Here is a 15288-nt window from a genome sequence, read left to right as displayed (position 1 = left end):
ATTCAGATGCTTAGACGCTTCTGGCTGTTCTTCGCGCAGGCGGTGACCGTACTGCTCGCGCTGATGTTCATCGTCGTGACGCTCAAGCCGCAATGGCTGCAACGGCAAGGACAGCTCGGCAAGCAGCTCGCCACGCCGATCGTCGCGCTGCGGGAAGTCGCGCCGGGCATCGGCGGTGCACCGGCGACCACGTCGTACGCGGAGGCCGCGCAAAAGGCGATGCCCGCCGTCGTCAACGTCTTCTCCAGCAAGGATGGCTCGCTGCCGCCCGATCCGCGCGCGAAGGATCCGCTGTTCCGCTACTTCTTCGGCGACCGCAACGCCCGCAAGCAGCAGGACGAACCTGCCGCCAACCTCGGCTCCGGCGTTATCGTGAGCCCTGAAGGTTACATTCTAACGAACCAGCACGTCGTGGACGGCGCCGACCAGATCGAAGTCGCGCTCGCCGACGGCCGCACGGCCACCGCGAAGGTGATCGGCAGCGACCCGGAAACCGATCTCGCCGTGCTGAAGATCAACATGACGAACCTGCCGACGATCACGCTCGGCCGTTCCGACCAGTCGCGGGTCGGCGACGTCGTGCTCGCGATCGGCAACCCGTTCGGCGTCGGCCAGACGGTCACGATGGGGATCATCAGCGCGCTCGGCCGCAATCACCTCGGCATCAACACGTTCGAGAACTTCATCCAGACCGACGCACCGATCAACCCCGGCAACTCGGGCGGCGCACTGGTCGACGTGAACGGCAACCTGCTCGGCATCAACACGGCGATCTACTCGCGCTCGGGCGGCTCGCTCGGCATCGGCTTCGCGATCCCCGTGTCAACCGCGCGCACCGTGCTCGAAAGCATCATCACGACGGGCTCGGTCACGCGCGGCTGGATCGGCGTCGAGCCGCAGGACGTCACGCCGGAAATCGCCGAGTCGTTCGGGCTCCAGCAGAAGTCGGGCGCGATCGTCGCGGGCGTGCTGCAGGGCGGCCCGGCCGACAAGGCCGGCATCAAGCCGGGCGACATCCTCGTGAGCGTGAACGGCGACGACATCACCGACACGACGAAGTTGCTCAACACCGTCGCGCAGATCAAGCCGGGCACGCCGACCAAGGTGCACGTCGTGCGCAAGGGCAAGGAGTTCGACGTGAGCGTGGTGATCGGCAAGCGCCCGCCGCCGCCGAAGCAGACGCTCGACGAACAGGACAGCGACAGCGAGTGACATCCGGCGGGCGGCGTATCGGCGCCACTTGCCGGTCAACGATGGAAATGCAAAAGGGCAGCCTGATCGGCTGCCCTTTTGCTTTGCTTCGACGATCCTTCGTCGCGGTGACGGAGCCGCGTTCGCCCCCGTCACCTGCACCGCCCGATCACCCGTCCGGCTTCAACGTCGTCGAAGGGCCGCATCGAGGGCGCCCCTCATGCCGGCCGCCGCGTGCCGCGTCTCATCAACTTGCGGCGCCGTTCTCCGCCTCGGGTTCTTCCGTCGGCTTCGGCACGAAGAAGCGCGCGGCCAGCAGCCCGATCTCGAACAGCACGACGAGCGGCAGCGCGAGCATCAGCTGCGAGAACACGTCCGGCGGCGTGACGACCGCCGCGACGACGAACGCGCCGACGATCACGTACGGCCGCATCTCCTTCAGCTTCTTCAGCGTCAGCACGCCCATCCGGACGAGCAGCACGACGACGATCGGCACCTCGAACGTGACCCCGAACGCGATGAACATCCCGAGCACGAAGCTCAGGTAGTTGTCGATGTCGGTCGACATCTCCGCGCCGAGCGGCGCGTTGTAGTGCGCCATCACGCGGAAGATCGTCGGGAACACGAGGAAGTATGCGAACGCCATCCCGCACAGAAACAGGACGTAGCTGCTGCCGACGAGCGGCGCGACGAGCTTCTTCTCGTGCTGGTACAGCCCCGGCGCGACGAACGCCCAGATCTGGTACAGCACGATCGGCAGCGCGATCACGAGCGCGACGAGCATCGTGACCTTCATCGGCACGAAGAACGAGCCGGTGACGTCGGTCACGATCATCCTGCCGCCCTTCGGCAGGTTTTCCATCAGCGGCCGCGCGAGCAGCCGGAAGATGTCGGGCGCCCAATACACGAGCCCGAGGAACACGACGATCACGGCCAGCCCCGCGCGAATGATGCGATCGCGAAGCTCGACGAGATGGGAAATGAAGGTTTCTTCCGGGGCGTCGCCCGGATTCTGCTGCGGGTCGCTCACACCGGCCCTCGGTAGGATTGACGAGCGAGCATGCGCTCGACTCAGAAGAAGCGCGTCGGCCGGCGCAGGCTGGCCGGCTGATGGCGCGCGACACGCGCGGCGCCCGACTGCACGTGCGTGCGGCGGGTCGTCGCGCGCTTGTACCAGACAGGCGTCGCCGCCTGTTTCACACGCCAGTTGCGACGCTTCGGCGCGAGCGCGGCCGTGCTGCCGCGCCACGACGGCGCCGCGGGCGTGTCGGAGCCGTACGTGCCGGCATCGACCGAGCCTTCGTTAAGGCCGCCGACCGCGGAATTCCACGTGTCGTTCAGTTCCTTCTCGTGCTCGCGCAGGTTGTCGTGAATCGTCGTCTCGACATTGCGCGCGGCCGACTCGAAATCGGTCTTCATCGTCCGCAGCGCGTCGAGTTCGATTTCGCGCGAGACCTCGGCCTTCACGTCGTTGATGTACCGCTGCGCGCGGCCGAACAATGCGCCGGCCGTACGCGCGACGCGCGGCAGGCGCTCGGGGCCGAGCACCACGAGCGCGACGACGCCGATCAGCGCCATCTTCGAAAGACCGAGATCCAGCATCGCGAATGCCTGTCAGCGTGCCGGCGTTACGCCTTGTTCGAGTCGGAACGCGTCGTTTCCTTCGCGTTGACGTCGACCGAACCCGAGCGCGGCAGTTGCTGCGCATCCGCCGGTGTCTCGCCTTCCTTCATGCCGTCCTTGAAACCCTTCACGGCGCTGCCGAGGTCGTTGCCGATGTTGCGCAGCTTCTTCGTACCGAAAACCAGCGCGACGATCAGCAGCACGATCAGCCAGTGCCAAATGCTCAATCCACCCATGATGAAACCTCTCCTCAACCACGCCGCGTCGCGGCGCAAATCGCCGGCGGCACGCCGGCTTCGACTATCGATGCGGGGAAACGCCCCGCCACGTCAACCCATCCGCAACCACGGGCGCGGGCCGGCCAGGATATGCGCGTGCAGGTGGTAGACCTCCTGCCCGCCGCCGGGGCCCGTGTTGATCACCGTGCGAAACCCGGTTTCGCCCCCCGTGTACGCAACGCCGAGCTGGTCGGCCAGGCGGGCGACCAACAGCATCAGCCGGCCGAGCATCGGCGCATCGGCCTCGCTCGCCGCCGACAGCGTCGGCAGGTGCCGGCGCGGAATCACGAGCACATGCGTCTCGGCCGCCGGGCGGATGTCGCGGAACGCGACGAATTCGTCGTCCTCGTGCACCTTCGTGCTCGGAATCTCGCCCGCCGCGATCTTGCAGAACAGGCAATTCGGATCGTGACTCATGTTGCTCCTGCGAAACGCCCGCGCGCCGGTCAGAACCAGGCCTGCGGATCGAGCGTCTTGTTGTCGTTCAGATACAGCCAACCTTTGATGATACGGTACAGCGTCCAAATCCATGTGACAAACATGACGACGAATCCCACCACCACGAACATCAGCGCGAAGCCGATCACGTAGGCGATCAGCGCGCGCCAGAACGTGCGGATCTGCCACTCGAAATGGTCGGCGTACGGCGTGCCGGCCACGTCGTCGCGCTTCACGTAGTTGATGATGATCGCGATGATCCCGGTGACGCCGCCCGTCAGCCAATGAATCGCGTAGAGGCCGTACAGCACGTGCGTCAGCGTGCGCAGACCTTTCAGTCGCTCGGCGTCCGCTGCGCCCGGCACCGACGGTGTCGGAAACTGGCTCGGCGTATCGGTCATGATGCTACCCCCGTTAGATGACAATTCTTACAGCTTACCGCACTGTCGTCGGCGCGGCAGGCCGCGCGTCGTCACCCGCCGTTTTCCTCGCGCTCGCGACGCTTGCGCAGCGCCTTTTCCTCGATGCCCGACAGCCCTTCGCGGCGCTCGAGTTCGGCGATCACGTCGGCCGGGCTCAGGTCGAAATGCGACAGCATCACGAGGCAGTGGAACCACAGGTCGGCCACCTCGCCGACCAGCGCCGTCGGTGCGCCGCCCTGGCGCACGTCCTTCGCGGCCAGCACGACTTCGGTCGCCTCTTCGCCGATCTTCTTCAGCACCGCGTCGTCGCCCTTGTGGAACAGGCGCGATACGTACGATTGTTCGGGGTCGCCGCCCTTGCGGCTATCGATCACGGCCGCGAGGCGCAGCAGCGTGTCTTCGGTCGATTGCGTCATTTGTAGATGTGTTCGGGGTCTTTCAGCACCGGATCGACCGCGACCCAGTCGCCGCTGTCCACCGTACCTTCGAATTTCTGGAAGAAGCACGAATGCCGGCCGGTGTGGCATGCGATGCCCGACACCTGCTCGACCTTCAGCAGCACGACGTCCTCGTCGCAGTCGAGCCGCACCTCGTGCACGTGCTGCACGTGGCCCGACTCCTCGCCCTTGAACCACAGGCGCTTGCGCGAACGCGAATAGTAGACCGCGCGCTGCGTCTCGATCGTCTTCGCCAGCGCCTCGCGGTTCATCCACGCGAACATCAGCACGTCGTTCGTCGACGCTTCCTGCGCGATCACCGGCACGAGGCCGTTGTCGTCCCAGCGGACCTTGTCGAGCCACGCGGGCAGGGATTTCGTTTCCGTATTCATCACAGCCTCACCGGAATGCCCTGGTCGGCCATGAAGCGCTTCGCCTCGCCGACCGTGTGCTCGCCGTAGTGGAAGATGCTCGCGGCCAGCACGGCGTCGGCGCGGCCTTCCTTGATGCCGTCCGCGAGGTCCTGCAGCGAACCCACGCCGCCCGACGCGATCACCGGCACCGGCACCGCGTCCGACACGCCGCGCGTGAGCGCGAGGTCGAAGCCCGACTTCGTGCCGTCGCGGTCCATGCTTGTGAGCAGGATTTCGCCCGCGCCGAGCTCGGCCATCTTGCGCGCCCATTCGATCGCGTCGATGCCCGTGCCCTTGCGGCCGCCGTGCGTGAAGACTTCCCAGCGCGGCGCCTCGCCGTCGGCCGACACGCGCTTCGCGTCGATCGCGACGACGATGCACTGCGAGCCGTACTTGTCGGCCGCGTCGCGCACGAGCTGCGGGTTCGCGACCGCCGACGAATTCATGCTGACCTTGTCCGCGCCGGCGTTCAACAGGCGCCGAACGTCCTCGACGGCGCGCACGCCACCGCCGACGGTCAGCGGAATGAAGACCTGCGACGCGACGGCCTCGATGATCGGCAGGATCAGGTCGCGCTGGTCGGAGGTCGCGGTGATGTCGAGGAACGTCAGTTCGTCGGCGCCCTGGTCGTCGTAGCGGCGGGCGATTTCGACGGGGTCGCCGGCATCGCGCAGTTCGACGAAGTTGACGCCTTTGACGACACGCCCGGCAGTCACGTCCAGGCAGGGGATGATGCGTTTAGCTAGAGCCATGATGTTGCGCCAAATGCCGCGATGGGACGGCCGGTTACGGACGCCTCGCGCGAGGCGTCCGGTCGGGGCCGCCTGCTGGCGACCCCGGCGAACGGAACGACCGCGCTCAGGCGTCGTCGAGTTCGCCGTTCAGTTCGTCCGCGCGTTTTTGCGCGGCCGCGAAATCGAGATCGCCGGAGTAGATCGCACGTCCGCAGATCACGCCTTCGACGCCGTGTTCCTCCACTTCGCAGAGGTTCTCGATGTCGGTGAGGTTCGACAGGCCGCCGCTTGCGATCACCGGAATGCCGACCGCCTGGGCGAGCTTCACGGTTGCTTCGATGTTGATGCCCTGCAGCATCCCGTCGCGGCCGATGTCCGTGTAGACGATCGATTCGACGCCGTAGTCCTCGAACTTGCGCGCGAGATCGATCACCTCGTGGCCCGTCAGCTTGCTCCAGCCGTCGGTCGCGACCTTGCCGTCCTTCGCGTCCAGCCCGACGATGATGTTGCCCGCGAACGCGGTGCACGCGTCCTGCAGGAACCCCGGGTCCTTCACGGCCGCGGTGCCGATGATCACGTAGGAGAGGCCGGCGTCGAGATACTTCTCGATCGTCTCGAGGCTGCGGATGCCGCCGCCGAGCTGCACGGGAATTTCGTCGCCGACTTCGTCGAGGATCGCTTCGATCGCTTCGAGATTCTTCGGCTTGCCGGCGAACGCGCCGTTCAGGTCGACCAGATGCAGCCGCCGGGCGCCGAGATCGACCCACTTGCGGGCCATCGCCGCCGGGTCCTCGGAGAAAATCGTGGCCTGGTCCATATCGCCCTGTTTGAGGCGCACACACTGACCGTCTTTGAGATCGATGGCCGGAATCAGCAACATAGCAATCGGGTGTCGTCGTGGAAAATGAAAAGAATCCGGCGCGTACCGGCCAAACCGGTGCCGCGCCGTCTCGCTAGTTTAGTACAACTCTTTCGGCGCATAGGGCCTGTTCCCGCCAATAACGGGCTTGCGAACGCGCCTTTCCGGTCGCAGTGCAAGGAGTGAGGAGCGCCGTTTGGCCGAGCCAAACAAGCGACGATCGACGCTGCAATGCGGCCGGAAAGGCACATTCCCTCAATCTAAAAAACCATTCGCGGGGCTGGCGTTCACGGTTTCCAGTGTACGAAGTTGCGATACAGACGCAACCCGACCTCTGCGCTTTTCTCGGGGTGGAATTGGGTCGCGAAGAGGTTGTCCCGCGCGACCGCGGACGTAAACGGCGCGCCGTATGCCGTTTCGCCTACCGTGTGCGCCGGGTTGTCCGGGCGCACGTAATAGCTGTGCACGAAGTAGAAATACGCGTCGTCGGGCACGCCGTCCCACAGCGGGTGCGGCTGCGACTGGTGCACGCGGTTCCAGCCCATTTGCGGCACCTTGAAGCGCGAGCCGTCGTCCTGCAGCCGGCCGTCGAGCTCGAAGCGCACGACCTTGCCGGGCAACAGGCCCAGACCCTTCGTGTCGCCTTCCGCGCTCCAGTCGAACAGCATCTGCTCGCCGACGCACACGCCCAGCAGCGGCTTCGTGCGCGACGCCTCGATCACCGCTTCCTGCAGCCCCGATTCGCCGAGGCAGCGCATGCAGTCGGGCATCGCGCCCTGGCCGGGCAGCACGACGCGGTCGGCCGCGCGAATCGCGGCCGGCGTATCGACGATCGCCACGTCGGCGGCCGGTTCGGCCTTCTTGAGCGCCTGCGCGACCGAGCGCAGGTTGCCCATCCCATAATCCACAATCGCAATCGAAGTTTTCATCTCAGTGCAGGCAGTAGCGCCCTCAGTCCATTGACGATGAATTCCACCGCCAGCGCCGACAGCATCAAACCCATCAGCCGCGTGGCGATGTTGATGCCAGTGCGGCCGATCCAGTTCGCGATCGGCTCGGCAAGCCGCATCGCGAAGAAACACAGCAGAGCCAGGACCGCGCCGATCGCGACGAGCCCGGCTCGCTCATACCAGTGATGCGAGTTCGCCGCATAGATGATCACCGTGCTGATCGAGCCGGGGCCCGTGAGCAGCGGAATCGCCAGCGGCACGACCGCGATGTTGTCCTTCAGCTCGGCCTCGTGGCGCTCCTCCGGCGTCGATCGCGTGTTGCCGATCTGCGCGTTCAGCATGTTGATCGCCATCAGCAACATGATGATGCCGCCGCCCACTTCAAGGGAGCCGACCGAAATGCCGAAGAAGTCGATGATCTGCTGCCCGAGCAGCGTCGTCACCGTCATCACGCAGAACACCGACACCGACGCGATCCGGATCGTGCGGCGCCGCTCGATGTCCGACTGCTGCGCCGTCAGGCTCAGGAAGAACGGCACCGCGCCGATCGGGTTGATCAGCGCCAGCAGCGAAATGAACGATTTGAGCAGATCCATCGCAAGCCGGCGCGCCGCGCCGAAGCCGTGAGGTTGTCGTTGGCGTCCTGTCCGTTCGGAAGTTAGAGGCTGCCCTTCGTCGACGGAATCTGTCCCGCCGCGCGCTCGTCGAGCTCCACCGCCGCACGCAGCGCCCGGCCGAAGGCCTTGAACACCGTTTCGAGCTGGTGATGCGCGTTGATGCCGCGCAGGTTGTCGATGTGCAGCGTGACGCCCGCGTGGTTCACGAACCCGCGGAAGAATTCGATGGAAAGGTCGACGTCGAACGTGCCGATCCGCGCACGCGTGAACGGCACGTGGAATTCAAGACCGGGCCGGCCCGAGAAGTCGATCACGACACGCGACAGCGCCTCGTCGAGCGGCACGTACGAGTGGCCGTAGCGGCGGATGCCCTTCTTGTCGCCGATCGCCTTCGCGACGGCCTGACCGAGCGTGATGCCGACATCCTCGACCGTGTGGTGGTCGTCGATATGGGTATCGCCATGCGCTTCGACCTCGAGATCGATCAGACCATGTCGCGCGATCTGGTCGAGCATATGGTCGAGAAACGGCACGCCGGTGGCCAGCTTCTGCCGGCCCGTCCCGTCGAGATCGAGCTTCACACGGATCTGCGTTTCGCTGGTATTGCGAACGACTTCCGCCACACGCATGGCAATTCCTTGATTGAGTCTGATGTAAATGGGGATTGATCGTCGCGCGCCGCCGCGCCCTGGGCTCAACCGGGCAGTGCGAGTTTCAAAGCAGCCAGCAGGCGCGCGTTTTCGTCGGGAGAACCGACGGTCAGCCGCACGCATTCGGACAGCAACGGATGCATTTTACTCACGTTTTTGACCAGCACCCGCTCCGTGAGCAGTGCATCGAACACAGCGGCTGCGTCCGGCACGCGCACCAGCAGGAAATTGCCGGCGCTCGGGAACACCGTCGTGCCCGGCAGCGCGGCCACGGCCTGCGCGAGGCGCGTGCGTTCCGCACGCAGTTCGGCCGCCTGCGCATCGAGCACGTCGAGGTGGTCGAGCAGGAAATCGGCGGTTGCCTGGGTCAGCACGTTGATGTTGTACGGCGGGCGCACCTTGTCGAACTCGGTCAGCCACGCCGGCAGCCCGGCGAGATAACCAAGGCGGATCCCCGCGAGGCCGAGCTTCGACACCGTGCGCATCACGACGACGTTATCGAACTCGGCGGCGCGCGGCAGCCACGAGCGCTCCGCGAACGGCTGGTACGCCTCGTCGATCACGATCAGGCTGTGCTGCGCGGCCGCGATGATCCGCTCGACGTCGGCTTCGTCGTACAGCGTGCCGGTCGGGTTGTTCGGGTAAGCGAGATAGACGAGCGCGGGCCGGTGCTCGGCGATCGCCGCGATCATCGCGTCGGCGTCGAGCGTCAGGTCGGCCTTGAGCGGCACGCCGACGAATTCGAGCTGCGCGAACTTCGCCGACAACTCGTACATCACGAAACCCGGCACCGGTGCGAGCACCTTCGCGCCCGGTTTCGCACACGCCACCGACATCATGCTGATGATTTCGTCCGAGCCGTTGCCGAGCAGCACGTCGCATGCGGCCGGCACGCCCATCGCACGGCGCAGCTTGTCGAGCAGCGCGCCCGGGCGCGGCGCCGGGTAGCGGTTCAGCGCGACCTGCGCGAGGCGTTCGCCGAGCGCCGCCGCGAGCGGTGCCGGCAGCGAATACGGGTTCTCCATCGCGTCGAGCTTCACGAAGCCGCTCGCGTCGGGCACCGGGTAGCTCGTCATCGCGAGCACGTCGCGGCGGATGATGTCTTGTGGCGTCGTCATGGTCTCAAGCCGGCGTGCGTCGCGCCGGCGTCAAATGGTCGGCAAGGCGGCGGCTGCCGCCCTGCGCCGGGCCTCCTCATCGACCGGAACCGCTGCGTCGGCAGCGGCTCCGGCGCGCGTCACCCCTTCATCCGGAGCTCGGCGCTGCGCGCGTGCGCCTGCAGCCCTTCGCCGTATGCAAGCTCCGAGGCGATCTCGCCCAGCGTCTGCGCGCCTTCGGCGCTGACTTGGATCAGGCTCGAACGCTTGATGAAGTCGTACACGCCGAGCGGCGACGAGAAGCGCGCGGTGCGCGACGTCGGCAGCACGTGATTCGGGCCCGCGCAGTAGTCGCCGAGGCTTTCGCTCGTGTAGCGGCCGAGGAAGATCGCACCGGCGTGGCGGATTTGCTGGCCCCATTGCTGCGGCTCCAGCGCGGAAATCTCGAGGTGCTCCGGCGCGATATCGTTCGCGATCCGGCACGCTTCGGCCATGTCGCGCACCTTGATCAGCGCGCCGCGGCCTTCCAGCGACGCGCGGATCACGTCCTGGCGCGGCATCGTCGGCAGCAGCTCGTCGATCGCCTTCTCGACGCGCTCGAGGAACGCGGCGTCCGGGCACAGCAGGATCGACTGCGCGAGCTCGTCGTGTTCGGCCTGCGAGAACAGGTCCATCGCGACCCAGCTCGGATCGGTCGTGCCGTCGCACAGCACGAGGATTTCCGACGGGCCGGCGATCATGTCGATGCCGACCGTGCCGAACACGCGGCGCTTCGCCGACGCGACGTATGCATTGCCCGGCCCGCAGATCTTGTCGACCGCAGGTACCGTGGCCGTGCCGTATGCGAGCGCGCCAACCGCCTGCGCGCCGCCGATCGTGAACACGCGATCGACGCCGCCGAGCAGCGCCGCGGCGAGCACGAGGTCGTTCTTCACGCCGTCCGGGGTCGGCACGACCATCACGATCTCACCGACGCCCGCGACGCGCGCGGGAATCGCGTTCATCAGCACCGACGACGGATACGCGGCCTTGCCGCCCGGCACGTACAGGCCGACGCGGTCGAGCGGCGTGATCTTCTGGCCGAGCACCGTGCCGTCGCTTTCCGTGTACTGCCAGCTATGGGTGCCGCACTCGATCTTCTGTTTCTCGTGGTACGCACGCACGCGCGCGGCAGCGGCTTCCAGCGCCGCGCGCGCCTTCGGCGCGAGGCCGTCGAGCGCCGTCTGCAGCGCGTCCTGCGGCAGCTCGAGCGCGGCGACGCTGCTCGCGTCCAGCCGGTCGAAGCGGTTCGTGTACTCGAGCACCGCGGCGTCGCCGCGCGACTTCACGTCGGCGAGAATTTTCGCGACCGACTGCTCGATCGCTTCGTCCTCGCTCGCCTCGAACGCGAGCACCGCACGCAGCGCGGCGTCGAAGCCGTCGCTCGTCGAATCGAGTTTGCGGATGGTGATGGCCATGGGAATTCCGTTACGGTGATGCGCTCAATTGCCATTCTGCGACGCGCGTTCGAACGCGTCGAGAATCGGCTTGAGCGCCGCGCGCTTCAACTTCAGCGCAGCCTGGTTCACGACGAGGCGCGACGAGATCGCCATGATCTCCTCGACCTCGACCAGATTGTTCGCCTTCAGCGTGCCGCCCGAGCTGACGAGGTCGACGATCGCGTCGGCCAGCCCGACCAGCGGCGCCAGCTCCATCGAGCCGTACAGCTTGATCAGGTCGACGTGCACGCCTTTCGCGGCGAAGTGCTCGCGTGCCGTTTCGACGTATTTGGTCGCGACCCGCAGGCGCGCGCCCTGGCGCACCGCGTTCGCATAGTCGAAACCGGCCGGCACCGCCACCGACATCCGGCAGCGCGCAATGTTCAGGTCGATCGGCTGGTACAGGCCCGAGCCACCGTGCTCGACCAGCACGTCCTTGCCGGCCACGCCGAAATCGGCCGCGCCGTATTCGACGTAGGTCGGCACGTCGCTCGCGCGCACGATGATCACGCGCAGGTTCGGATCGGTCGTCGGCAGGATCAGCTTGCGCGACGTTTCCGGATCCTCGGCCACCTGCACGCCGGCGGCCGCCAGCAGCGGCAGGGTTTCCTCGAAAATCCGGCCCTTCGACAGGGCGAGGGTCAGCGGCGCGGTCATGCTTGGCTCCCGGAGAGGCGGCGCACGTTCGCGCCGACGGCGGTCAGTTTGGTTTCCATGCGGTCGTAGCCGCGGTCCAGGTGATAGATGCGGTCGACGAGCGTTTCGCCTTCGGCGCGCAGCCCGGCGATCACGAGGCTCGCCGACGCGCGCAGGTCGGTCGCCATCACGTTCGCGCCGGACAGCTTGTCGACGCCGGTCACGAGCGCCGTGTTGCCGTCGATCGTGATGTTCGCGCCGAGCCGGTTCAGCTCCTGCACGTGCATGAAGCGGTTCTCGAAAATGGTCTCGACGACCTGCGCGGTGCCCGTCGCGACCGAATTGAGGGCCATGAACTGCGCCTGCATGTCGGTCGGAAACGCCGGGTATTCCGACGTGCGAATCGTCACCGCCGACGGGCGGCGGTCCATCTTCACGCGCAGCCAGCTGTCGCCTTCCTCGATCGACACGCCGGCCTCGCGCAGCTTGTCGATCACCGCGTCGAGGATGTGCGGGCGCACGCCCGTCAGCATCACGTCGCCGCCCGCCGCCGCGACCGCGCACAGGAACGTGCCGGCCTCGATGCGGTCGGGAATCACCGAATGGCGTGCGCCATGCAGCCGCTCGACGCCCTGGATCACGAGGCGGTCGGTGCCGATGCCGTCGATTTTCGCGCCCATCGCGACCAGCAGGTGCGCGAGATCGCTCACTTCCGGCTCGCGCGCCGCGTTCTCGATCACCGTCTCGCCATCGGCCAGCGTCGCGGCCATCAGCAGGTTTTCCGTGCCCGTCACCGTAATCATGTCGGTCACGATGCGCGCGCCCTTCAGGCGCTTCGCGCGTGCCTCGATGAAGCCGTGCTCGATGCTGATCTCGGCACCCATCGCCTGCAGGCCCTTGATGTGCTGGTCGACCGGCCGCGCGCCGATCGCGCAGCCGCCCGGCAGCGACACCTTCGCCTCGCCGAAGCGCGCGAGCAGCGGCCCGAGCACGAGGATCGACGCGCGCATCGTCTTGACGAGCTCGTACGGCGCGACGAGGTTGTCGACGCGCGACGCGTCGAGCTGCACGCGGCAGCCGTCCGTTTCGCTCTTCACGCCCATCTGGTTCAGCACCTTCAGCGTGGTGCGCACGTCCTTCAGGTTCGGCACGTTGTCGAGTTCGACCGGCTCGGCGCTGAGCAGCCCCGCGCACAGGATCGGCAGCGCGGCGTTCTTCGCGCCCGACACGACGATCTCGCCCGACAACCGGCGACCGCCTTCGATCACCAGCTTGTCCATCCCATGTCCCTGCGATTCCCCGTTGGCGGCCGGGTGTGCCGTGGCGACGCTCTGGACGGCGTCGCGCTCGTTGACGGTGACTTGCACTCAGTGGTTCCGGTTATGCGTTCTGCCATTCGGCGGGCGTCAGCGTCTTCATGCTGAGCGCGTGAATTTCCTGCTTCATGCGATCGCCGAGCGCCGCATAAACGAGCTGGTGCCGCTGGATCGGCCGCTTGCCTTCGAAGGCCGCCGACACGATCGTCGCGAAGAAATGCTGGCCGTCGCCTTCGACTTCCAGATGAGTGCAGGCGAGACCGCCGGCGATGTATTGCTTGACCTGTTCGGGAGTCGGCAACATGAGGGGCTCCTGTCGGCGCGCGCCGCCTGTGGCGGCCGCCGCCGTCGATATCAATGACGCAGTTTGTAGCCGGTCGCGAGCAGCCGCATCGCGAACATCGCGAGCAGCACGAAGAAACCGGTGACGATCGCGAGGCTCGTGAGCGGGTTGATGTCGGACGCGCCGAAGAACCCGTAACGGAAGCCGTCGATCATGTAGAAAAACGGGTTGAGACGCGAGATCTCGCGCCACATGGGCGGCAGCGAGTGCGTCGAATAGAACACGCCGGACAGGAACGTCAGCGGCATGATCAGGAAGTTCTGGAACGCGGCGAGCTGATCGAACTTCTCGGCCCAGATGCCGGCGATCAGCCCGAGCGTGCCGAGGATCGCCGAGCCGAGCAGCGCGAACGCGATGATGAACAACGGCGCCGCGAAATGCATCGGGATAAACCAGATCGTCACGACGAACACGCCCGTGCCGACCGCGAGCCCGCGCACGACGGACGCAAGGACGTACGCGCCGAAGATGTCCCTGTAGGACAACGGCGGCAGCAGCACGAACACGAGGTTGCCGGTGATCTTCGACTGGATCAGCGACGACGAGCTGTTCGCGAACGCGTTCTGCAGCACGCTCATCATCACGAGGCCCGGCACGAGAAAGCTCACGTACTCGACGCCCGGATACACCTCGACGCGGCCCGACAGCGCATGGCCGAAGATCGTCAGGTACAGCAGCGCCGTCACGATCGGCGCGCACACCGTCTGGAACGACACTTTCCAGAAGCGCAGGAGTTCCTTGTAGAACAGCGTTTGAAAACCGCTCATGCCAGACCCTCGATGACCTCGGCCCCGTTCATCACCTGGACGAACACATCCTCGAGGTCGGCCTTGCGGACCTCGATCTCGTCGAACGTGCAGCCGGCCGCGCGACACTGCGCGAGGATGCGCTCGACATCGTCGTAGCTCGTGAGGCGCAGCAGATGCTCGCCCGGCGCGCGCGCGGCCGGATCGGTCTCCAGCCCGCGCAGTTCGGCGGGCAGCGCGCCGGTCGAGAGCCGCAGGTACAGCTGCAGGCCCGCGAAGCGACGCAGCAGCGCGTCGGTGCGATCGAGCGCGACGACTTCGCCGCGACGCAGCATCGCGATGCGGTCGCACAGCGACTCGGCTTCCTCGAGGTAATGGGTGGTCAGGACGATCGTGTGGCCCTCGCGGTTCAGCCGCGAGATGAACTGCCACAGCGTCTGGCGCAGTTCGACGTCGACGCCGGCAGTCGGCTCGTCGAGCACGATCACGGGCGGCCGGTGCACGAGCGCCTGCGCGACCAGCACGCGGCGCTTCATCCCGCCCGACAGCGCGCGCATGTTCGCGTCGGCCTTCTCGGTGAGGTCGAGATTGGCCATCACTTCGTCGATCCAGTCGTCGTTGTGGCGCAGCCCGAAATAGCCGGACTGGATCCGCAGCGTCTCGCGGACGGTGAAGAACGGGTCGAACACGAGTTCCTGCGGCACGACGCCGAGCGCGCGGCGCGCATCGCGGAAGTCCTTGACGACGTCGTGGCCGCGCACCGAGATACTGCCTTCATCGGCCCGGGCAAGCCCGGCGAGGATACTGATGAGCGTGGTCTTGCCTGCGCCGTTCGGGCCGAGCAGACCGAAAAACTCGCCTTCCTCGACCGACAGGCTGACGCCCTTGAGCGCCTGAAGCGATTTGTAGCGCTTCTTGACGTGACGGATTTCTATGGCTGACATGACTGTGCGCGGCGCAAGGGCCGCGACGCCTATTCTGTGCTTGCTGCGAAAGAAAATGGGGGCCGGACGCCGATTGGCTGCCCCGCAAAACGCTTGATTATAGGGCAAACCGGCTG

Annotated in this window: 20 protein-coding genes; 1 reads left to right on the top strand and 19 read right to left on the bottom strand. The window is 66.4% G+C overall.

Annotated elements, in window-relative coordinates; all coding sequences use genetic code 11:
- Window positions 1–6 precede the first annotated feature (6 nt).
- Complete coding sequence (locus HWX22_RS19120) at window positions 7–1212, top strand: Do family serine endopeptidase (RefSeq protein ID WP_059820893.1); 1206 nt, start codon at window positions 7–9, stop codon at window positions 1210–1212.
- Window positions 1213–1438: 226 nt separating this feature from the next.
- Here HWX22_RS19120 and tatC read toward each other — a convergent pair whose 3' ends face one another.
- From tatC to HWX22_RS19025, 19 genes are all read right to left on the bottom strand, one after another.
- Complete coding sequence (gene tatC, locus HWX22_RS19115) at window positions 1439–2221, bottom strand: twin-arginine translocase subunit TatC (protein ID WP_044845948.1); 783 nt, start codon at window positions 2219–2221, stop codon at window positions 1439–1441.
- A 41-nt stretch (window positions 2222–2262) separates the two neighbouring features.
- The gene (tatB, locus tag HWX22_RS19110) at window positions 2263–2793 is read right to left on the bottom strand and encodes a Sec-independent protein translocase protein TatB (RefSeq protein WP_059535650.1); all 531 of its coding nucleotides are present in this window, start codon (window positions 2791–2793) and stop codon (window positions 2263–2265) included.
- A 26-nt stretch (window positions 2794–2819) separates the two neighbouring features.
- Complete coding sequence (gene tatA / locus HWX22_RS19105) at window positions 2820–3050, bottom strand: Sec-independent protein translocase subunit TatA (protein WP_034183658.1); 231 nt, start codon at window positions 3048–3050, stop codon at window positions 2820–2822.
- Between the two features lie 93 nt (window positions 3051–3143).
- Window positions 3144–3509, bottom strand: coding sequence for a histidine triad nucleotide-binding protein (locus HWX22_RS19100; RefSeq protein WP_059820892.1), 366 nt, complete (start codon window positions 3507–3509; stop codon window positions 3144–3146).
- Window positions 3510–3538: 29 nt separating this feature from the next.
- On the bottom strand, window positions 3539–3931 hold the full coding sequence (locus HWX22_RS19095; protein WP_059449807.1) for a hypothetical protein: 393 nt from the start codon (window positions 3929–3931) through the stop codon (window positions 3539–3541).
- A gap of 71 nt (window positions 3932–4002) precedes the next feature.
- Window positions 4003–4368 carry a phosphoribosyl-ATP diphosphatase gene (locus HWX22_RS19090; RefSeq protein WP_044845953.1) on the bottom strand — a complete coding sequence of 122 codons (366 nt, stop codon included), beginning with the start codon at window positions 4366–4368 and terminating at the stop codon, window positions 4003–4005.
- The gene (gene hisI, locus HWX22_RS19085; protein ID WP_044845954.1) at window positions 4365–4781 is read right to left on the bottom strand and encodes a phosphoribosyl-AMP cyclohydrolase; all 417 of its coding nucleotides are present in this window, start codon (window positions 4779–4781) and stop codon (window positions 4365–4367) included. The genes HWX22_RS19090 and hisI overlap by 4 nt, the downstream gene beginning before the upstream one ends.
- Window positions 4781–5554: an imidazole glycerol phosphate synthase subunit HisF gene (hisF, locus tag HWX22_RS19080; protein WP_175908446.1), complete on the bottom strand. Its 774-nt coding sequence runs from the start codon at window positions 5552–5554 to the stop codon at window positions 4781–4783. Before hisF ends, hisI begins: the two co-directional genes overlap by 1 nt.
- A gap of 106 nt (window positions 5555–5660) precedes the next feature.
- A complete protein-coding gene (hisA, locus tag HWX22_RS19075; protein ID WP_059535644.1) occupies window positions 5661–6416 on the bottom strand; it encodes a 1-(5-phosphoribosyl)-5-[(5-phosphoribosylamino)methylideneamino]imidazole-4-carboxamide isomerase in 756 nt (251 codons plus the stop codon).
- Window positions 6417–6682: 266 nt separating this feature from the next.
- Window positions 6683–7324, bottom strand: a complete 642-nt coding sequence (gene hisH, locus HWX22_RS19070) for an imidazole glycerol phosphate synthase subunit HisH (protein ID WP_059535642.1) — start codon at window positions 7322–7324, stop codon at window positions 6683–6685.
- Window positions 7321–7941, bottom strand: coding sequence for a MarC family protein (locus HWX22_RS19065; protein ID WP_059535640.1), 621 nt, complete (start codon window positions 7939–7941; stop codon window positions 7321–7323). Before HWX22_RS19065 ends, hisH begins: the two co-directional genes overlap by 4 nt.
- A 62-nt stretch (window positions 7942–8003) precedes the next feature.
- A complete protein-coding gene (hisB, locus tag HWX22_RS19060; RefSeq protein ID WP_006751804.1) occupies window positions 8004–8591 on the bottom strand; it encodes an imidazoleglycerol-phosphate dehydratase HisB in 588 nt (195 codons plus the stop codon).
- A 65-nt stretch (window positions 8592–8656) separates the two neighbouring features.
- Complete coding sequence (hisC, locus tag HWX22_RS19055; RefSeq protein WP_175908447.1) at window positions 8657–9730, bottom strand: histidinol-phosphate transaminase; 1074 nt, start codon at window positions 9728–9730, stop codon at window positions 8657–8659.
- Window positions 9731–9849: 119 nt separating this feature from the next.
- A complete protein-coding gene (gene hisD, locus HWX22_RS19050) occupies window positions 9850–11166 on the bottom strand; it encodes a histidinol dehydrogenase (protein WP_175908448.1) in 1317 nt (438 codons plus the stop codon).
- A 24-nt stretch (window positions 11167–11190) separates the two neighbouring features.
- Entirely contained in the window at window positions 11191–11844 is a 654-nt protein-coding gene (gene hisG / locus HWX22_RS19045; protein ID WP_006751807.1) for an ATP phosphoribosyltransferase, read from the bottom strand.
- On the bottom strand, window positions 11841–13190 hold the full coding sequence (gene murA, locus HWX22_RS19040; protein WP_059535635.1) for a UDP-N-acetylglucosamine 1-carboxyvinyltransferase: 1350 nt from the start codon (window positions 13188–13190) through the stop codon (window positions 11841–11843). The genes hisG and murA overlap by 4 nt, the downstream gene beginning before the upstream one ends.
- Before the next feature lie 13 nt (window positions 13191–13203).
- Window positions 13204–13443, bottom strand: a complete 240-nt coding sequence (locus tag HWX22_RS19035) for a BolA family protein (protein WP_006477131.1) — start codon at window positions 13441–13443, stop codon at window positions 13204–13206.
- 50 nt (window positions 13444–13493) lie between these two features.
- Window positions 13494–14249 (bottom strand): ABC transporter permease, encoded by a 756-nt coding sequence (locus HWX22_RS19030; protein WP_175908449.1) that lies wholly within the window; start codon window positions 14247–14249, stop codon window positions 13494–13496.
- A complete protein-coding gene (locus HWX22_RS19025; RefSeq protein ID WP_175916215.1) occupies window positions 14246–15172 on the bottom strand; it encodes an ABC transporter ATP-binding protein in 927 nt (308 codons plus the stop codon). Before HWX22_RS19025 ends, HWX22_RS19030 begins: the two co-directional genes overlap by 4 nt.
- Between the last annotated feature and the right edge of the window lie 116 nt (window positions 15173–15288).

The sequence above is a fragment of the Burkholderia sp. BCC1638 genome (assembly GCF_902833195.1).
Taxonomy (GTDB): Bacteria; Pseudomonadota; Gammaproteobacteria; order Burkholderiales; family Burkholderiaceae; genus Burkholderia; species Burkholderia diffusa.
Note: the sequence above shows the minus strand (reverse complement) of the source record. Positions and strands in the feature narration are given on the sequence as shown.